This window comes from Sphingobacterium sp. CZ-UAM (assembly GCF_002000245.1).
Taxonomy (GTDB): Bacteria; Bacteroidota; Bacteroidia; order Sphingobacteriales; family Sphingobacteriaceae; genus Sphingobacterium.
Map to the genome: position 1 here is coordinate 1,126,850 of NZ_MTCM01000001.1, position 19,881 is coordinate 1,146,730.

The following is a 19,881-nucleotide window of genomic DNA, read 5'->3' on the forward strand; positions in this document are numbered from 1 at the left end:
AAAAAAAGAGAAATAAAAAACTATTTTCCGTACAATACAACTCCAGCACCCGGTTGTAAGGTTAGTCTGACAGTTTTCTCGCGGCTTAGGCGGATCGTTTTCTGCTCCGACCTGCGCGACTTATTGTCGCTGATGCAATGCACAAGGTTCTGAGAAAGCATGGGCAGCGTCACCTCAATTGTTTTCTCCGTCCCTTCAGCATTCACTGCCGCGATATACCACTGCTCTTTTTTGCGTCGCGCCAGCACCACATATTTCCCGGGATAACCATCCACAAACAAGGTTTCATCCCAAACGGTTGGAACCTGCTTCATGAAGTCGATGACATGCGCGGGCATCTCCAGTAGATTGTTAGGTGTGATCCCAAAATTCTGTACGGGAGTCTGGAACAATACCGCCGTTGCCAGCTGAAATGTTTCCGTTGTCTTGCGGACCGTACCCCCATTGTTTTCACGGTTATGCCGTTTGTTGAGCAGCACAGGACCAAAATCCATGGCGCCGACAGCATTCCGTATAAAGGGATGCAATGTGGCATTGAAGGCTTCGTTATTGTTGGCCTCCTGTGTAAAAATCAGGTTCTCGGAGGCCAATACCGCTTCACTTCCCACGAAGTTGGGATACATGCGTTCCCAGCCACGGGGCAAGGTACATCCATGGAAGATCACAGTCAGTCCATAGGCATTTGCATCCGCAAGAATATCTTCGTACAGCTGCAATGTTTGTTGTTTGTCACCGCCAAAAAAATCCACTTTGATGCCTTTGATTCCAATGGACTGCATCCAGGCCATTTCCTTTTTACGGGCGATGGCCGTATTCATCCGGTTTTTAGGCGTCTGTGGTGCGTCATTCCAGTAGCCGTTGGAGTTATACCAAAGGCAGAGCCCCACCCCTTTCTCGCGGCCATAGGCCACGAGCTCCTCGATTTTACGGTGCCCGATCTGCTTGTCCCACCAGTTGTCCACCAGGACAAATTCGTAACCTAAGGCAGCAGATAGGTCAATAAATTTCTGTTGATCTTCGAAATTGATACTGGCATCCTGCCATTCCAGCCAGCTCCAGGTAGCGCGGCCAAAGGTATAGGGCTTACTTGCGGCGTATTGCGGTTCGACCAGATCGAAGGGAACGGTGGTTTCCACAATCGGTTTTAGCGTACTGCCCACCGTGATCGTGCGCCATGGCGTAAAGCCCGGTAGCGCCAGCGTTGGAGCTGCATCGCCCATGCCGTTGTTTTCGCCTTTTTCAGGAAATGCAATTTGGTAGAAACCCGACTTTGTGCCCTCGCTGAGCTTAGCCCCGCAGTAGCTTCCATTCACTCCCGTTTCCGAAAGCAGCACCCAGCCCCGGGTGCCGACATGAAACAGCGCCGGAAAAGTGTACCCCACACCGTATTGCGAAGCTACGCCCATCGCCTGATCCGGTACATAGCCTTCTTCATAACTGGGTTTTGTTTTCTTCCAGCCGATCATAGCTGTAGCCTGCGGAGTTAGAAAAGTGCTGGTTGAGGCCGGAAATTTAAAGCCACTCATTTCCTCCTCGACCCGAAAATTTGCCGGTTCGCCGACCTGCGGAATAGCATAGCGAAAAGCAATGTCATTATTGCTGACCCTAAAGATCACCACAAGCTGCTGTTTTAAGTCATTCTCCAAGGTACACTGCAGTTCATTTGCCTGATAATGTACCAGCCGGCGTTTGATTTTAGGTTCCTCATATTTTTGGTCGATTGTCAGGCTGTCCGAGGCAACCAAATGCAGATTACGGGCAAGATCTACCTTGTCGCCCCGCAAGCCCAAAGGCGACAGTTCTAACATTTCCTGTCCAGCCAGGTTCACGCGATAATAAAGCCTGCCCTTGTCTAAGGATAAGTTTACCACCAGTTTCCCGTCCGGTCCGGCTACACGGAGTTCCTGCGCACGCAAGCCTGAAAACAGCAGCATGAAGAACGCGCCCAGGGCGATCCGTTTTTTTAGGGTCAATAAATACATCTTATGTTTCATAGGTATCATTCATCCATTTCATTAAAAGGGCCTTCACTTGTCATATTAATCCGTTTTATGGTGCCATCGGCACGATATTCCAGGGATCGATGCTGATAAAGATGTTTTCCATAGCTTTATAAGCTAACCATTATTTGGTTTGCAGTTTAATCAGGGTGAAAGAATATGGCGCCAGGCTGTCTGTCAGTGTCTTGCCCTTAAACAGGATATCCGTTTGCTTTGGCTGTATATTCAATGGTTCTTCGATGCTGTTGCTGACATTCAGGTCTTTGCCCGCCAGCGTGATTTTCTGGGCAACAGGCGCAAATTTCCTGTCGGTCGCGATGGCGAAACGCATCGGCATCGGCTTGCTGTTGCAATTGACGATTTTGATCAGCAGTTCCTTCGTATTTTGGTCGTACACTGCAGAGGCATACAAACTATCCCTGCCGGCAACGGGCTGTCCCGCCCTATTGACCGGAATAATATCCGAGCCTTTGTGGGTGGAATATAATTTCTGCACCTGATAGCTCGGTGTTCCATAAACCTGAAGATTGTCCACCCAGATCAAATCCGGCGACCATTGCCAACCATCGACATGTCCGAATAAGGGCGCATAAGATGCCATCTCAACAACATCACCGTTGCGTTCGAGGCCAGTCATAAATGCTGCTTCAGAAAGCGCTGCCTCCCAGGTGCTTTTTCCGGGACCATTAGGCCTTGTGGTATGCGAAGCGTATTCACCCGCAAAAATCTTTGGCCCTTTGCGATCATAATTGTCGTAGCGGCTGGCGCTGGACAGGAACCAGGATGGCGGCCGGTAGTAATGTTCGTCGATGATGTCCATATGCATCGCCCGCAGCCTCTCGTCCAGAAACTCAAAACGCTCCCCTTCGGGATCCGTTCCCGAACTGGCGATAATGGCGATTTCGGGATGTTTTTCAGCCAAAGCTTTTTTGAATACCGCCAAACGTTCAATATATTGCGGGCCCCAGTTTTCGTTGCCCACACCGATCATCTTGAGATTGAAGGGCGCTGGATGCCCCATATCCGCACGTAGTTTACCCCATCTGGTGCTTACCGGTCCATTCGCAAATTCAATCAGGTCCAAGGCATCCTGCACATAATCATCCAGCTGATCCATCGGCACCAGTTCCCCACTGTTGAACTGGCAGGCCATGCCACAATTGAGAATCGGAACCGGCGCCGCGCCAATATCTTCCGCCAATAAGAAATACTCATAAAATCCCAGTCCGAATGTCTGGAAATAATCCGGCGTCAGGCGGTGGCTAAATTCCGTGTTCCAGCGGTTGATGATCAGTTCGCGTTCGTCGATCGGGCCTACAGTTTTTTTCCATTGAAACCTGTTGGCCAGATCCCGGCCTTCGACAATACAGCCACCCGGGAAGCGGATAAAACCAGGCTTCATATCTGCCAGCATCTGCACCATATCTTTACGCAGTCCTTTCGGCCTTCCTTTCCAGGTATCCAGTGGAAATAGCGATAACATGTCTACATCCAGTATCCCGCCGCCTGTAAACCATACCTTTAGCTTTGCCTTGCCCGTCGTGGCCCTAGCCTGTAAGCGCAGTGAAGTCTCTGTCCAGGTAGCTGTGGCCGGCAAGGCTTTTTCTGCTTCAGCGATCACGCGCTCCCCTTCGTCCAGCAAGGCCACATGGACCTGGATGCCCGGCGCATTACTTCGATGCTGCAGGCTAAATTCATAGGTCGCATCCGCTTTGATGCCCATGCCCCGAAAGCCCTCATTCTGTAAACCCAGCTTACTGTCCACGCTATTCGTTAACCGCACATAGCGTTTATTGCCTTTGCGCTGCGCATCATTGAGCAAGAGGTAAGCCCCCTCGCCCGAGGTATGTTCCAGTTTTTTCCAGCCCATCCAGGGGTTGTCAAATTCAAAGGATCTATTTTTGACCAGTTCGGCATAGATCCCACCGTCCGCTCCCAGGTTGATATCTTCAAAAAACACGCCCCACATATGCGGTGATATCTTCCCTTTGGGTTTATCCAGCTGTACAGTCAATTCAACCGGCAGCTGTGCCGCTGCCGAAGCTGCCAGTCCCGTTGCCAGCAGCAACATCGCCAACTTTTTTTTCATCCATCCAGATTGCTCCATCGCCATTTAATTAAGTTCCAATACAATGACTGAAAATTCCGGGACCTCGATATCCAAAAGCCCATTTTGAACCTTCGCCTTGTTGTAGGCTATGGGCAGGATTTTCTTCGGCGTTTTAAACGAGTTGTAATCCTGCAACTTGTCCGCCCGCAGAATTCTTCCGGAGACATTCGACGCCTTCAGTCCACCCAGGTCCACACGAATACGGTTTGTTTTTTTAGGGTCAATATTCACGAGGGAAATATGGGTGCGTCCCTTTGCGTCCTGCGAAGCCGAAGCCGATACCGCCGGAAGTTTTTCGCCGTTAAATTCAAAATCTGCCGACTGCAGCGTAATCGGGATCAGTTTCGCATCCTGATGCACCTTATACATCTCCATGACATGATAGGTCGGCGTCAGGATCATGCTTTTACCCGATGTCAGGATCACGGCCTGCAGCACGTTGATCGCCTGCGCCAGATTCGCCATTTTGACACGGCGGGCATTATTATTGAAGATATTCAGCGTCATTCCCGCAATCATGGCATCGCGCATGGTATTTTGTTGGTACAGAAAGCCCGGATTTGTGCCCGGCTCCACATCATACCAGCCGCCCCATTCATCCACGATCAGATCAATATTTCCTTTGGGGTCATATTTATCCATGATCGCGATATTCTTTTCCACCAGCTCATTCATAAACCAGGCCGACTTCATAGTTTTAAAATACTCCGATTCCGAAAAATCCGTTGCCGAGCCCTTTTTGTCCCAATTGATCACCGCATAATGATGCAGGCCCATCCCTTTCATCAGGCTGCCGGGAATATTTTTGAGCAGCGTCTCCGTCCAGTTATAATCCGCACTATTCGCACCCGAGGCAATCCGGTACAAACCAGCACCATTGGTCCAGTCCGACATAAAGGTGGCGTACTTGCGGTAGATATCCGTATAGTAATCCACAGTCATATTGCCGCCGCAGCCCCAGGATTCGTTTCCGACACCCCAGAATTTTACCTTCCAGGGCTCCTGGCGCCCATTCTTGCGCCTCAGGTCCGACATCGGACTTTTGCCGGCAAAATTTACATACTGCACCCAGTCGGCCAGCTCCTGCACCTCACCGCTGCCCACATTTCCGGCCAGATAAGGTTCAGCGCCAAGCAGTTCGCACATATTCAGAAAATCATGTGTGCCAAAAGAATTATCCTCGGTCACGCCGCCCCACCAATTGTTTACCATACTGGGACGTTGCGCCTTGGGACCGATTCCATCCTTCCAATGGTACGTATCCGCAAAGCAGCCACCCGGCCAGCGCAGGTTGGGGATATTCAGGTTCCTGAGCGCTTCGATCACATCCGTCCGTACGCCATTGGCATGCGGAATCGAATCGTTCTTTTCCCCCACATAAAATCCATCGTAAATACAGCGGCCCAGGTGTTCGGCAAAATGGCCGTAAATATGTTTGCTGATCGTGATATCCTGTGCCGAAGGTTCCAGCTTTAGGCTGCTCTGTCCCAGACTTACGGTTGAGATCAGCATACAAGCAATTCCAAGTTTTAAATTAAGTTTCATGATAAAGCGAATTATTTTACCGTAAAGCGATATGTTGTTTTCGAACTATATTTTTCACCCGGTTTCAATACCGTTGATGCGAAATTGGGCTTATTGGGCGCATCCGGAAAATGCTGCGTTTCGAGGCAGAACGCCGATCGGAAAGGATAGCTTTTTCCGGCTTTTCCCTTCGGATCATCCGCAGTCATAAAATTGCCGCTGTAGAACTGGAGCCCAGGTTCGGTCGTAAAGACCTCCATCTGGATTCCCGTTTTAGGCGCATATACACTGGCGACTTTCTGAAAACCAGCTTTCTTGTCAAGTTCAAAATTATGGTCATAGCCCTTTCCGATCTTCAACTGTGGGTCTTCATCTTCAATATGCGCACCCACGAGCCGTGGTGCTGTAAAATCAAATGCCGTACCCGACACCGGCAGGCTTTTTCCTGTCGGGATCAGTGTATTGTCCACTTCGGTGATCGCTTTGGCATCGATCTGAAGCTCATGATCCAATATCGAAGGGTCACCCGCACCATTGAGGTTAAAATAAGCGTGATTGGTCAGGTTTAAAACAGTCTCTTTGTCCGTCCTGGCCTGATAGGCAATGTCCAGACCACCATTTTCTTCCAGTGTATAAGTGACCTGCATCTTGACCGTTCCCGGATATCCAGCCTCCTGATCCGGAGAGGTATAGGCCAGGGTAATTGAAGTATCGCTATTGCTGACCAGATCCCAAACCTTGTTGTATACCCCATTGGTACCACCGTGAAGTGAATTCTCGCCATCGTTTTTTTCCAGCGCATAGGATTTACCGTTCAGTGTAAAGGAAGCGTTGCCGATCCGGTTACCATAACGTCCGACTATTGCGCCGTAAAAATTATCCGAATTGTCCTTATATTCTTTAGCCGAATCGTAACCCAAAATTACATCGGTCATTTTTCCATTCTTTTCGGGAACGCTCAGGCTCACCAGCCGGGCACCATAATTGGTTAGCGTCAGGGCAAGTTTATTGTTCTTCAGGTGGAATAAACGGACGTCCTTTCCATCAATCCGGCTATCAAAAGCTGCACTTGAGGCCGTATCCTGCCCAGCCGGCTGCGGGCTGTTTTTTGTTGTATTAGACTGGCAGCCGTAGGTCAATAAAGCGCAGGCCAGCAGGCTTATAATCAGTTTATCTTTCATCTTTGTTTAAGTTTATAGTCCACCTTCCGATGGATTTCTCCCGGCTTAACCGGGAGAGCTTGTATACAAATTTATCATTGCGCGGCAAGATGTCCTATCCTACCAAAAACGCACATAAATTGCGGTTACCATTAATAGCGTGACCACGATCAGCGCCAATACGGAAGGTTCCACTTTAAACATGGCGCGGTCCAGGACAAATGCTTTTGGATTGATTTTTGGCCCGAATAAGCTGACGCCGATCATGGCCAGCATGGTAAAGGCAAATGCCAAGCCCATGCAGATCTGGAAAGGGATCTCGTAAACGCCCGCTTTATTCGGATACGCCGTATAGAGCCATGTTTCCGGACCAAAGACCTTGGTCGCGAACTCATTAAAAAATACCGACAGCGCGAAACCCAAAATCAGGCCCGTGATTGCCGCCGCACCGGTTGTTCTTTTCCAGAACATGCCCAATAAAAACATCGCAAAAACACCAGGACTGATAAAACCCGTGTACTTTTGGATAAATGTAAATCCACCGGCACCACCGATCCCAAGGCTGTCATTCCAGGTAAACAATACCGAAAGTAAAATCGACACCACGATCGTAATTTTGCCCACCCAGACCATCTTTGTTTCGCTGGCCCCCTTATCGATGTATTTTCGATAGATGTCCAGCGTAAAGATCGTTGCGATGCTGTTTGCTTTACCCGCCAGTCCCGCCACAATCGCTGCTGTCAGGGCCGCCAGCGCCAGCCCTTTCATACCATTGGGCAGGTAACCCAGGATTGCCGAATAGGCATTATCCGCATGGAATACCCCTCCGGGGGCCATCTCCTGCTGTAAGGCCCCATTTTTATAGAGCACATAAGCCGCGATTCCCGGCAGCATCACAATGATGGGCATAAACAGCTTGAGAAAACCCGCGAAAAGAATCCCCGTGCGTGCCGTTTTTAGGTCGGCGCCCAAGGCCCTTTGCGTGATATACTGGTTGCAGCCCCAGTAATTGAGGTTGACAATCCATATCCCCGCCAGGTACATGCCGATTCCCGGCAGCATCAGGTATTTATTGATTTCCTCCTGACTGGCCCCGGCCGCAGGTTTCTCGACAAATAAGTTGAAATGCTCCGGCGCATCTTCCATGAGCTTGTTAAATCCGGCAAGGACATCCCTGCCCAGTCCAAAATGCTCGCTCACCAGGGTCAGCGCCACATAGGTCGTGGCGATCCCGCCCACAATCAGTACAACCACCTGGATGACATCGGTAAAACCGATCACGCGCATTCCACCGAGCGTAATAATGACCGCAAATACGGCAAGGGCCACGGTGATGGTATGGAAACTATCCCCACCGCCGGCCATGCTCGAAATGGCGATGGCACCCAGGTATAAAATCGAAGTCAGGTTGACAAATACATATAAAAACAGCCAGAAAATAGCCATGATCAAGCTGGTCGTCTCATTGTAGCGATTATTTAGAAACTGCGGCATCGTGAAGATCTTGTTTTTCAGGTAAACCGGTATAAACCATACCGCCACAATAATCAGGGCGACTGCAGCGATCAGTTCGTAGGCCGCAACCGCAATTCCCACTTCAAAACCATTACCGCTCATGCCGATAAACTGTTCCGCCGAAATATTCGAGGCAATCAATGAGGATCCGATGGCCCACCAGGTCAATGAACCTTCGGCCAAAAAATAATCCTTGCTGCTACTTAAGCTGCTGGTTTTTTGACGATAAATATAATAGCCGTATCCCGCCACAATGAAGAAGTAAACCACGAAGATCACGTAGTCCACCATTGCAAATTTTTCCATATTTTCCCTAATTGGTTATTTTATCAAGTGATCTTCGAATTCCTGAATAGGATCCGAAGATCAGCTGTACCTATTATTTACCAAGTAAATAATACAGTTCATTCCATTTCAATTGATCTTCGAGCTTGCCCACGGTGGTATCCTCGTCGATCAGCACATATTCTATCCCCGCCATACGCGCAAAATCTTGCAGGTATTCCGGTGTTAAGCATAAGCTATACGCCGTATGATGCGCTCCACCGGCAAGGATCCAGGCACTGCAGCCCGTTTTCATATCCGGAAGCGGCTTCCACAGCACACGTGCAACGGGAAGATTTGGCAGTTCGGCCTGCACCGCGACACCCAATACCTTGTTGACTATCAAACGGAAATGTGTTCCCATGTCTACCAATGATGCATTCAAAGCATTGCCAGATTGGCCATTGAAAACCAGCCGGGCGGGATCTGCTTTGCCACCGATGCCCAGGGGGTGAACCTCAATACGTGGTTTTCCCACGGCCAGTGCCGGGTCTACCTCCAGCATATGCGAGCCCAGCACTATGGCATCCTGCGGATCAAAATGATAGGTATAATCCTCCATAAAGGCGGTGGTTCCGACCAAACCCGCGCCCATAACCTTACAGGCCCTGACCAATGCTGGCGTCTTCCAGTCCCCTTCACCGGCAAAACCGTAACCTTCGGCCATCAGGCGCTGTACCGCCAGCCCCGGAAGCTGCACCATGCCATGCAGATCTTCAAACGTATCCGTAAAGCCCTTAAAGTTTCCCTGTTTCAAAAACTTGCGCAGTCCCACCTCAATCTTAGCCGCCTCAATGAGATTATTATGAAATTCAGCACCCGCCTTCACATTATCCGCCAGTTCATAATTGGCTTCATACTCCGCTAAAAGCGCGTTGATTTCATCAGCCGTACTGGCGTTGATGACCTCGACCAGGTCCCCAATGGCATAAGTGTTTACCGAAAAACCAAATTGTGTTTCCGCTTCCACCTTGTCGCCATCTGTCACGGCCACATAGCGCATATTATCGCCAAAGCGCGCAAATTTGGCCCCCTGCCAGTCGTGCCAGCCCGCTGCCGCCCGGCACCAGACGTTGATGCGTTCCAGTACCTCTGTATCCTGCCAATGCCCCGTCACGACCTTACGGCCTATTTTGAGGCGGCTGACGATATGCCCAAATTCGCGGTCACCATGCGCACTCTGATTTAAATTCATAAAATCCATATCGATGCCGCTCCAGGGGATATCACGATTATACTGCGTATGGAGATGCAATAGAGGCTTTTGCAATGCCTTTAAGCCCCGTATCCACATTTTCGCCGGCGAGAACGTGTGCATCCAGGTGATGATTCCGATGCAATTTGCCGTACTATTTGCGGCCGTTAGCGTCGCAAAGATTTCATCCGTATTTTTTACGATCGGTTTATACTTCACCATTACCGGAATCAGGGTCTGGGTATTCAGATAATGTGCAATTTCTTCCGCATGTGCTGCGACCTGTTTTAATGTTTCTTCACCGTATAGGTCCTGGCTGCCAACGACAAACCAGACCTCAAGTTCTTTTAGATTGATATTCATTTTTCAATATTAATTTCGTTATAGATTTTGGAAAGCAGCAGGTTACTGGCCATAGTAGGCATTTGTACCATGCTTGCGCTCGTAATGTTTTTTGATCAATGACGGTTTCAGGCGTGCGGCATCCGGGTTGATCTGCTCCGTCAGCCAGGCCATTTTGGCCACCTGTTCAAGCACGGCACTGTTGTACACAGACTTCATTCCATCCTTACCCCAGGCAAATGGCGCATGATTGCCGACCAGGATCATTTCCACCTCTTTATAATCCAGTTGCTGCTGATCAAAGTGATTGATGATCTGAAAGCCCGTTTCATGCTCATAGTTGCCCGCAATCATCGCATCGTCCATTGGCGGCGCACAGGGGATATCCGATGTTAAGTGGTCGGCATGCGTCGTTCCGAAAATGGGGATATCCCTTTGGCTTTGTGCCCAAGCCGTGGCATAAGTAGAATGGGTATGCGTAATGCCCCCGATCTCCGGCCAATGTTTGTACAGCACAGCATGCGTTTTGGTATCCGAGGAAGGCCTCAGATTGCCTTCGATCACCCTGCCCTCAAAGTCCACCACTACCATCAGTTTGGGCGACAGTTCTTCGTAGGGCACACCACTCGGTTTAATCGCAAAAACGCCCTGCTGGCGGTCGACAACGCTCACATTTCCAAAGGTGAAAAGCACAAGTCCCAACTGTGGTAGCTGCATATTGCAGCGATAAGCCTCTTCTTTAATAGCAATATACATAAGTCAATTTTTGTGGTTAAACAGTAACAGGCAGAGATACCCTATGCTCTACAAAGGCACCGAGGGCTTTGTACTTTTCATAACGCTCGGCATAGATGGACAGCCATTCCTGCTGAGGTTCATAGGTACATTCAAAACCCTGGCCCATGGCCTGCATGGCATCTTCTACCCGATCGTACAATCCGGCAGCCGTAGCCGCAAACATGGCAGCTCCCAGTGCACAGGTCTGCTCGCTTTTGTGGATACGAATCGGCATATTCATGACATTGGCCATCATCTGCATAATAAAAGGCGATTTTTTGGCCACGCCACCGAGGCCGATCAAGCCTTTTATCGGGATGCCCTGTTCCACAAAGCGCTCCACGATGGCTTTGGCCCCAAAGCAGGTCGCTTCGGCAATCGCCCGAAAGACCGCTGGCGCATCCGTACCAAGCTGCAATCCCATGATTGCCGCTTTGAGCGACTGATCCGCGTCTGGCGTCCGACGGCCATTGAGCCAGTCCACCGCCAGTTCCGAATCCACAGTAAGCGGTAATGCGGCCGCCTTTTCGCTTAATCGCAACAGTAATTTTTCCTCCATTGCCGTCAGGATGTTTTCGCGCACCTTATCGCTAAGGTCCTCCAGCTCCGGTAGCAGGTTATAGGCCGGCCATAACAGCAGCTGCTTTAACCAGGCATAGGCATCACCAAAGGCAGACTGCCCGGCCTCCATGCCGATCATTCCAGGGATAATGGAACCGTCTACCTGCCCACAGATCCCCTTGACCAACAGATCCGTCAGCTCTTCTTTTGGCGCCACCAGCATATCACAGGTCGATGTGCCCATCACCTTGCTTAGGTAATAAGGTTCAATCTGTCCGCCCACGGCACCCATATGGCAATCAAATGCACCCACGCCCACGACAACATCGGTAGAAAGACCCAAACGTTCGGCCCATTCCGGGCAGAGGTTGCCCGCAGGCATATCCGAAGTATAGGTTTGTGAAAAGAGCCGGTCGACAAAGCCATCCAGCAAGGGATCGATACCCGCGAAGAATGCATTGGGAGGCAAGCCTGCAAACTCAGCCGCCCAAAGCGACTTATGTCCGGCAGCACAGACACTACGTTTGATCGCGCTGGCCTCTTTACCACCGGTCAGCAAAAAAGGAATGTAATCACAGTGTTCGACCCAGCTAAATGTCGCCTGGCGCACCCTGGCATCCACCCGAAAGGTATGGAGCAATTTGGCCCAGAACCACTCCGAAGAATACACGCCACCGACATATTTCAGGTAATCAGCGGCGTGGCTTTGACTATAGCGATTGATTTCTTTGGCCTCCCCGACTGCGGTATGGTCTTTCCAGAGGATGAACATGGCATTGGGATTAGCGCTGAATTCCTCCAGCAAGGCCAGCGGAACCCCCGCTTCATTCACCGCAACTGGCGTGGAGCCCGTGGTATCCACCGAAATGGCTTTCACCAGGCCGCCAATATTATCTATTCCCGATTTTTGTAAACAATCTTTGACAGTAGCCTCCAGGCCCTCGATATAATCCAAGGGGTGCTGTCTGAACTGGCTGCGGGCGGCATCGCAAAACTCCCCCCTTTTCCAACGCGGGTAATAAAATACCGAAGATGAAATCTCCATCCCGCTACTTGCATCAACCAAGATCGAACGGACAGAATCGCTCCCGTAGTCCACCCCGATGACATATGATTTACTCATGTTAACTGATTTGGTTTATAATCTATAATTCTATTTAAAGCTTATTTTTTGCTGTTTGTCCTGCTGGATAATTGACCCAAAAATAATTAGTGTCAAATTAACATTTATTTTTTTAAATATGAAAGAATATTTTCATATTTAAAAAATTGAACTATCTTCATCTCATCGAAACAAGATAAATCTAAGGCTGATGGGTACGGGGTAATTCCAGCTTTCAAAAGCGGGAGTGCACATTGTACGGTGCATTTGATCAGCTGTTTAGGTTTATCAAAAAAATAGATCAAGTCAAAAGAGAGACAAAACAATAGATAATGGAATATTATAGAGAAGACTCCGCAATCCTTTTAGCAGTAGACTGTATCATCTTTGGATTTAACGGCGAATCCCTGCAGGTATTATTGATAAAACGTGATTTTGAGCCGGAGCGGAACAAATGGAGTTTGATGGGCGGATTTGTTCAGGCGGACGAAAGTCCTGAATTAGCTGCCAGCAGGGTATTAAAAAAACTGACGGGGTTGGAAAATGTTTACATGGAGCAATGCAGTGTCTTTGGTGATCCAAAACGTGAGCCCAATAACCGGGTTGTCAGTATCTGTTATTTTGCTTTAATTGATACGCAAAAATATACGCATATCCTCAGCGAGGAATATGAGGCCAAATGGTTTCCACTGCAGGATTACCCCACCCTGATCTTTGATCACGATCAGATGATCTCTTCGGCCCAGCATCGCCTGCGGATGAAAGCAGCGCTCTATCCTATTCTGTTTGAATTATTGCCAGAGAAATTTACCATTCCCCAGATTGCCGCTTTATACGAGGGGGTATACAATATTGAATTTGATAAACGCAATTTTAGCCGCAAGCTGCTCGCCTCCGACCTCATTATCAAACTGGACGAAAAGGATAAGGAAAATTCCAAAAAAGGCGCTTTTTATTTTAAATTGAATACAGCCATCTACAAGGAAAAGATTATGTCATTTTTGCGCTATTTGCCAAGCTGGTTTCCCGAAAACTAATCAAGAGAAATAGAAAAACGAACCCAGAAACAATCCTGCGAGGATTCGCTTAAAGAGTGAAGGGAATTCCGAGCATGATCAACCGATCGGTATGACGAGCATGTTGTTACTAAATAAGGACGAGGCCTATTTAGGACAATCTTATATTCAGCCTCTATATAGGAGGCTCGGTCTTTCTACCTTATTATATCGGATTAGGATGGAAGCTGCAAAAACATTAAAACTAAAAAAACTCACTGTTAGCCACCGCAAAAGCAATCTGGCCTCTAAAGCAGCTAATCAACGCGTGGGGTTTACTTATACTCATCAAGAAACAATGAATTGGCTTGATGGTACAACCGAGGACGTGTTATATTATTCTTTAGATTTAAAAGATAGCTGAGGAGTTTTTGCGCATACATCAACAGTAGCTCTATATAACGGTCCTTTCCAGTCCAAGACTTAATGTCTCGCCGTGAAAATTCATCATTAAACACCGCTTTCTTTACAAAAAGAGTTCAAGAACCCGCAGACTGCAGGCCAGTAAACCTGAACTGGATACATTCTAAATTAGAATATATTTAAACTAAATCAGCTTCTAATAAATATGTTTTTAGTATATTTATGTATTAAAAAACTGATGACGGCAATAAACAATTCAGGCTATGAGAATTCTCTTGACCGGTGTTACAGGATATATCGGAAAACGTCTTTTACCTGTGTTGTTGGAACAGGGACATGACGTTATTTGTTGTGTAAGGGATAAGGATCGTTTTGATCCATCGGCAATCTTGGGCGGCCATGTTCAAGTTATTGAAGTCGACTTCCTGGATAAAGAAAGTTTAAAAAATATTCCGCTTGAAATTGATATCGCCTATTTCCTGATCCACTCCATGGCTACCCAATCCGGTGATTTCCAGCAGATGGAGGCCGAATGCGCAAACAACTTCAGAAACATTATCGAAAAAACCAATGCGCAGCAGATCATCTATTTGAGCGGAATAATTAATTCAGATCGATTATCAAAACATCTCGACTCGAGAAGAAACGTTGAAAGCATATTGGCGAACGGGAGGATTCCTATCACTACCCTGCGGGCGGGTATCATCGTTGGCTCGGGAAGCGCCTCGTTCGAGATCATACGCGATCTGGTGGAAAAACTTCCCATTATGATTACGCCCAAATGGTTGAAAACCAAATGCCAGCCTATCGCCATACGCAATGTGATTGAATTTATGACCGGTGTAATCGCTAACCCACATACATTTAACAAAAGCTACGATATTGGCGGCCCTGACATCCTGAGCTATAAAGAGATGCTACTCCAATACGCTGCCGAACGAAAGCTTAGGCGAAAGATCTATATTTTGCCGTTAATGACACCGAGGCTCTCATCCTACTGGCTCTATTTTGTGACTTCGACTTCCTATCACCTGGCCAAAAACCTGGTCGACAGCATGAAAGTAGAAGTGATCTGTAAGGCAAATAATCTAGCGGACGAACTCGGTATTAAGTTGATCAATTACAGCGGATCCATACAATTGGCCTTTCAAAAAATTGAAAGCGACAATGTTGTATCGAGCTGGAAAGATGCTCAGACCAGTAAAATCTTATCTGGAGGACTCACCAGGCTGCTGGAAGTACCCAGTTATGGTTGCTTTAAGGATATCCGTAAGGCCTCGCTCCAAAATAGTGAAGCCTCATTGACCAAAATCTGGTCCATTGGGGGAAATTCTGGCTGGTATTATGGCAATTGGCTCTGGAAAATCCGTGGATTCATGGATCAGTTAGTCGGGGGCGTAGGTATGCGGCGGGGACGAAAAAATAAAAGCGACCTGGCTGCAGGCGATGCCCTTGATTTTTGGCGGGTGCTAATCGCCGATAGAACAACAAAAAGATTGCTGCTCTATGCCGAGATGAAACTTCCGGGAGAAGCCTGGTTAGAATTTAAAATCGAAGATAATCTGCTGATACAGACGGCGACTTTTAGGCCCCTGGGCGTCGCCGGAAGGATCTATTGGTACGCTGTATGGCCTTTCCATGGTTTTATCTTTAGGGGCATGATAAACAGTATAGCTACAACTTAATAAAACGATATACCATTTATCATTATCCCCACTGCCGCGAATCAATGACGATGTCAGAATCAGCAGGCTATCAATTTGCAGTTGCCTGTTCGTTCTTCCAGCTGTACGGTCGGGTGCTGGATGGTATGTTTTTCCATTAATTTTACAATGGACAGAAGGACATCAGCTTTCGCATGTTTACCATTTGGATCAACCACGGCGTGCAGCGATCCAATATTGTAAGAGCCGTCTATGCTCCAAACATGAAGGTCATGAATATCTTCAATACCATCAATGCTCTTGAGCTCAAGGTGTAGCTGTTGGAGATTTACATTTTCAGGAACAGACTGCAATACAATTTTCATTGTGCTGATCAGATTTTTGCTCGCATTATATCCTATAAAACCTGCTATTGCTAGAGTCAGCAGGCCGTCAATCCAGTACCAGCCAGTATAGTAAATAACGACTGCTCCGATCAATACGGCTACCCAGCCCAGAACATCTTCCAAAAGGTGCAGCATGATTGCCCTGCTGTTGTGATCGTGCGAATGCCCATGCCCGTGATGATGATGTGCGTGACCATGCGCATGCCCGTCTGATTTCTTGATTCGGAGAAAAGCAAAACCGTTTATCAGAATACCCAGTACGGCCAGCCATAGCATTCCCTTACTGTCCACAACTTTGGGACTTAAAAATGAATCATAAGCAGTCCCTATCATCAATACGGCGCCAACCAATAAAAAGACCGACATTGTAAGCGCAGACAGCAGCGAAAATCTTCTGTAACCGTAACTGAATGTTGAAGTGCGTTTCTTGCCCGATATTTTTTCAAGCAATACTGCAGCACCGATAGCAAGTGCATCCATAAAATCGTGAAAAGCATCGGATATGATCGCTGTTGAATTTGTCAGCATTCCACCGATGATCTCTATGATCGAAAATATAAGGTTAAGCCAGAAGGCTAAAGTTATCCCGTTTCTAGGGGAGTGATGATGCTTGTGAGAATGTGCCACTTTTATAAATTTTATTGTCGATTGATTGTCCTATATCTTTCCTATTGCGTGCTCGCTATTTTATTCCTTTTCCAGTCTTAAAAGACTGTTTGCTAGATGCACCGCTTCTGCTCGATCTGAGACAAATGCTAATTTCATGCCCCAGAATTTTTCAAAAATATGATGGAACGGTTTAAATGCCAGCCTCTTGAGCGAAGAAGGTTCAATATGAATCATAGCCACTGCAAACTCTTTGAGTTTGGCCCGGTTCCTCCGCATGAAATTGTTTACCATTTTAGTCTCTTCCCTATTGTGCTTATACTCCCTATCCGGTGAACCGCCTTCGTTGATAAGAACAAACTTTTCATGCCGGCTGACAAGTTTTTCAAATTCCTTCAGGTCCTCAGCGTGGTTGTGTTCCTCTTGTGTATCGTGTGCGATATTGACGAACACGATCGGGAAATCTCTGTCATTAATAATACTCATAATTAGTAATTTTTATAAGACAAAGTTATGGGCCGGGTCGGCTGCAAACAATGGAACAGAATAGGTAATTATTGGACTAATCTCGGTTTAGCTTTCTAAAAGCCAGCGCAGTCATCCCTGCAACTTTTGTAAAGAGCCGCGAAAAATAGGCATGGTCATCATATCCTAGTGCTATTGCGATTTCCTTTACTGATTTATTTGAATGATAAAGCATGCGCTTGGCTTCCAGAACAATACGTAGATGGATCTGATGCGTAATGGAAAAGCCAGTTGTATTTTTGATGCACTCGTTTAGGTAAACTAGGGATATATTAAGCATTTCGGCGTACTCGGCAGGACGTTTGTGCGTCATGAATTTTTTCTCCAACAACAAGGCAAATGCTTTGGCGATGATGTTAAACCTTGTTGGACTATTGACGGTGGCGACCTGCTTCATATAATGGGAGGTCAAAAGCGCCACGATTAGGTTAGCGCTATGTATCATGAAAGATGGATACATTTTATCTTGTTTGCGTTCAAACAACAGGGATGATAGGGACAGCGCTTCTGTAAGAACAATGAAATCACCTCTCTCTATCGTGATTGGCTTAGCGGGTACAATTTCTTCCAATACATTGAGATGCTCGGGTGTGATATTTTCTGCTGTTACGCCCAAAAAAAATAGTTTTGTATTATTAAAATCAATGGTGCGGTGAATTTGATTGGGATGGATATATAAAATCTGGCTCGGCTCAAGTCTATACCGCTGAAAATCAATCTCCAGGTCAACAGTTCCTTTTTCTATCACTAAAAAACCATGAAAATCGTGCCGATGTGACTGTTCTGTTTCTTGTGATCTCAGTTCGGCGATGTCAGACAATCGCTTGATCACAACACCCAGGCTAGGTTGATGATCTAATGGTCTTATTGGAATGGAAATATGTTTACGCATTTGCTCACGAAATTAATGTTGCAGCTGTCTTTGAATGCTACTAAAATAATAAAAACACCGTAATATACTTTTCAATACTCACTTAGCAATCCACAAATCCAAAGCCCATTATGCCGAGGCTTGTTCGGACCCACGACAAAAATGTCCTTTCGTTAGCAAGGTGGTCACTTCTGTTCAGCTTTCCAACCTCTTCTTTGATATCCACAAAATGTGTCTTACCATCTATAAGCTGAATCACATACTGCCTTTCTGTCGAAGGTACAATACTATTGGATGGCACCAATAAAGAATTGGCTCCGGCAGACAATGGAATATCGAGTATATACTGCAAATTGTATCGTTTATTTTAGTTTTATCAGCAAAAGAGATACATTTGAACATAAACAAACATCCTTATGAACAGTGCTACTTCCATCTTCGAATCGAACCATAAAAAATTAGGCCTGATTTCTTTCGATTCCTCTTCGCTGGATCTGGTGAACGGCGAAACTTTCCGCCATTACATCAAAGTATTGCTCATTCCAGCGGGTTATGCACTAACTGTGGACTTCACTGCTTATGAAACCCAAAATCCCACATTGCTTTTCATCAATACCAATCAATATCTTGACATTCAGTCGGCCAATGAAAATAAAGCCTTTTTGATCCATTACAACAGGGATTTCTACTGTATTCAGATCCACGATGAGGAGGTTGCCTGCGATGGGCTGTTGTTCAATAATATTTTTGAGAACCCGACAGTGGAGTTGCAGGGCGATGAACTACAAACAATTTCCCAACTATTCGCTCAGATCAGCGATGAGCTTCATGTTCAGGACCGCTCTTCAGAAGAAATGATCAGAACATACCTCAAGCAGATTATCATCCGTGCAACGAGGCAGTGGAAAAAGCAGAACCTCCAAAACGAAACGCTTGACCTCGTCAGCACGGATCAGGATTTTTTCAGGAACTTCAGCCGACTGGTCAATATTCATTACAAGGAAAAACACAGCGTTGCCGATTATGCGGACCTGCTGAACCTGGCCCCGAAAACGCTTTCGAACAAATTCCATAAACTCAACCTTGAAAATCCGAACGAGATGATCAAAAACAGGATCGTCCTTGAAGCCAAACGCCTGCTCCTTTACAGTGAGCTTACCATAAAGGAAATCGCCTACCAATTGGGTTATGAAGACCCGGCTTACTTCAACCGGATTTTTACGCAGAAATCAGGCAAAACTCCTGCGTCTTTTCGAAAAGAAATTAAAAACTAGATCACAAAAGGAAAAAAGTACAATTTATATCGACTTTTTGCTCTTTATTTAGATTGCCTATATGACATATCTTTGTCCTATAAGAAATTAACAATCAAAAATAAAGAGTATGAAACGTAACGCTACCGCCGTTTGGAACGGCACCATCAAAGAAGGAAACGGACATCTGACAACTCAAAGTTCCGTTCTTAACCAGACCCAGTATTCATTCAACAGCCGTTTCGCTGAAGGCGTCGGAACAAACCCCGAAGAACTGCTTGCTGCGGCCCACGCAGGGTGTTTTACAATGAAGCTGAGCCTGGATCTCACACAGGCCGGTTATCACCCTGAAAGACTGGAGACAAAATCGATCATTACCTTGGATAATGGAAAGATCACACAGTCCGAATTGCTACTCCATGCAGAAGTGGACGGCATCTCGGCCGAAGAATTTGAAAAAATTGCCAGAGAGGCCGAAAGAACCTGTCCTGTAAGCGCAGCATTCAGCTTCAAAATCATTTTAAACATCAACCTAAAAAAATAATCAC

The 19,881-nt window shown here is 47.0% G+C and carries 17 protein-coding genes; 5 read left to right on the forward strand and 12 right to left on the reverse strand.

All coding sequences use genetic code 11. The annotated features are described in order from the left end of the window. Positions 1–20: 20 nt before the first annotated feature. The 8 genes from BWD42_RS04805 to BWD42_RS04840 form a co-directional block, all read right to left on the reverse strand. Positions 21–1,994 carry a glycoside hydrolase family 97 protein gene (locus BWD42_RS04805; protein WP_217699994.1) on the reverse strand — a complete coding sequence of 658 codons (1,974 nt, stop codon included), beginning with the start codon at positions 1,992–1,994 and terminating at the stop codon, positions 21–23. Between the two features lie 130 nt (positions 1,995–2,124). Next, entirely contained in the window at positions 2,125–4,107 is a 1,983-nt protein-coding gene (locus BWD42_RS04810; protein ID WP_254846176.1) for an alpha-L-arabinofuranosidase C-terminal domain-containing protein, read from the reverse strand. 6 nt (positions 4,108–4,113) lie between these two features. After that, positions 4,114–5,655, reverse strand: coding sequence for an alpha-N-arabinofuranosidase (locus tag BWD42_RS04815; protein ID WP_077433664.1), 1,542 nt, complete (start codon positions 5,653–5,655; stop codon positions 4,114–4,116). Positions 5,656–5,666: 11 nt separating this feature from the next. Continuing rightward, positions 5,667–6,815, reverse strand: coding sequence for an aldose epimerase family protein (locus BWD42_RS04820; protein WP_077433666.1), 1,149 nt, complete (start codon positions 6,813–6,815; stop codon positions 5,667–5,669). Between the two features lie 99 nt (positions 6,816–6,914). After that, positions 6,915–8,615, reverse strand: a complete 1,701-nt coding sequence (locus tag BWD42_RS04825; RefSeq protein ID WP_077433668.1) for a sodium:solute symporter family transporter — start codon at positions 8,613–8,615, stop codon at positions 6,915–6,917. Between the two features lie 73 nt (positions 8,616–8,688). Further along, entirely contained in the window at positions 8,689–10,191 is a 1,503-nt protein-coding gene (gene araA, locus BWD42_RS04830) for an L-arabinose isomerase (RefSeq protein WP_077433670.1), read from the reverse strand. Positions 10,192–10,233: 42 nt separating this feature from the next. Continuing rightward, positions 10,234–10,926 (reverse strand): L-ribulose-5-phosphate 4-epimerase, encoded by a 693-nt coding sequence (locus tag BWD42_RS04835; RefSeq protein WP_077433672.1) that lies wholly within the window; start codon positions 10,924–10,926, stop codon positions 10,234–10,236. Between the two features lie 16 nt (positions 10,927–10,942). After that, complete coding sequence (locus tag BWD42_RS04840) at positions 10,943–12,631, reverse strand: ribulokinase (RefSeq protein ID WP_077433674.1); 1,689 nt, start codon at positions 12,629–12,631, stop codon at positions 10,943–10,945. Positions 12,632–12,942: 311 nt separating this feature from the next. Here BWD42_RS04840 and BWD42_RS04845 point away from each other — a divergent pair, with 311 nt between their 5' ends. The 3 genes from BWD42_RS04845 to BWD42_RS04855 all read left to right on the forward strand — a co-directional run bounded on the left by BWD42_RS04845 (position 12,943) and on the right by BWD42_RS04855 (position 15,713). Then, complete coding sequence (locus BWD42_RS04845; protein ID WP_077433676.1) at positions 12,943–13,647, forward strand: NUDIX hydrolase; 705 nt, start codon at positions 12,943–12,945, stop codon at positions 13,645–13,647. 43 nt (positions 13,648–13,690) lie between these two features. After that, positions 13,691–14,029 carry a GNAT family N-acetyltransferase gene (locus BWD42_RS04850; protein WP_262507821.1) on the forward strand — a complete coding sequence of 113 codons (339 nt, stop codon included), beginning with the start codon at positions 13,691–13,693 and terminating at the stop codon, positions 14,027–14,029. 262 nt (positions 14,030–14,291) lie between these two features. Then, on the forward strand, positions 14,292–15,713 hold the full coding sequence (locus tag BWD42_RS04855; protein ID WP_077433680.1) for an SDR family oxidoreductase: 1,422 nt from the start codon (positions 14,292–14,294) through the stop codon (positions 15,711–15,713). 59 nt (positions 15,714–15,772) lie between these two features. On the opposite strand, the gene BWD42_RS04860 is transcribed toward BWD42_RS04855, so the two are convergent. The 4 genes from BWD42_RS04860 to BWD42_RS24930 all read right to left on the reverse strand — a co-directional run bounded on the left by BWD42_RS04860 (position 15,773) and on the right by BWD42_RS24930 (position 18,432). Beyond that, the gene (locus tag BWD42_RS04860) at positions 15,773–16,705 is read right to left on the reverse strand and encodes a cation diffusion facilitator family transporter (RefSeq protein ID WP_217699995.1); all 933 of its coding nucleotides are present in this window, start codon (positions 16,703–16,705) and stop codon (positions 15,773–15,775) included. Positions 16,706–16,765: 60 nt separating this feature from the next. Beyond that, positions 16,766–17,170, reverse strand: coding sequence for a hypothetical protein (locus BWD42_RS04865; RefSeq protein WP_077433684.1), 405 nt, complete (start codon positions 17,168–17,170; stop codon positions 16,766–16,768). A 76-nt stretch (positions 17,171–17,246) separates the two neighbouring features. After that, positions 17,247–18,101: a helix-turn-helix domain-containing protein gene (locus tag BWD42_RS04870; RefSeq protein WP_077433686.1), complete on the reverse strand. Its 855-nt coding sequence runs from the start codon at positions 18,099–18,101 to the stop codon at positions 17,247–17,249. Positions 18,102–18,183: 82 nt separating this feature from the next. Continuing rightward, entirely contained in the window at positions 18,184–18,432 is a 249-nt protein-coding gene (locus tag BWD42_RS24930) for a YidH family protein (protein WP_254846177.1), read from the reverse strand. Between the two features lie 64 nt (positions 18,433–18,496). Between BWD42_RS24930 and BWD42_RS04880 the strand changes: the two genes are divergently transcribed. Then, the gene (locus BWD42_RS04880; RefSeq protein WP_077433688.1) at positions 18,497–19,354 is read left to right on the forward strand and encodes a helix-turn-helix domain-containing protein; all 858 of its coding nucleotides are present in this window, start codon (positions 18,497–18,499) and stop codon (positions 19,352–19,354) included. Between the two features lie 109 nt (positions 19,355–19,463). Further along, positions 19,464–19,877: an OsmC family peroxiredoxin gene (locus tag BWD42_RS04885; protein ID WP_077433690.1), complete on the forward strand. Its 414-nt coding sequence runs from the start codon at positions 19,464–19,466 to the stop codon at positions 19,875–19,877. Positions 19,878–19,881 lie beyond the last annotated feature (4 nt).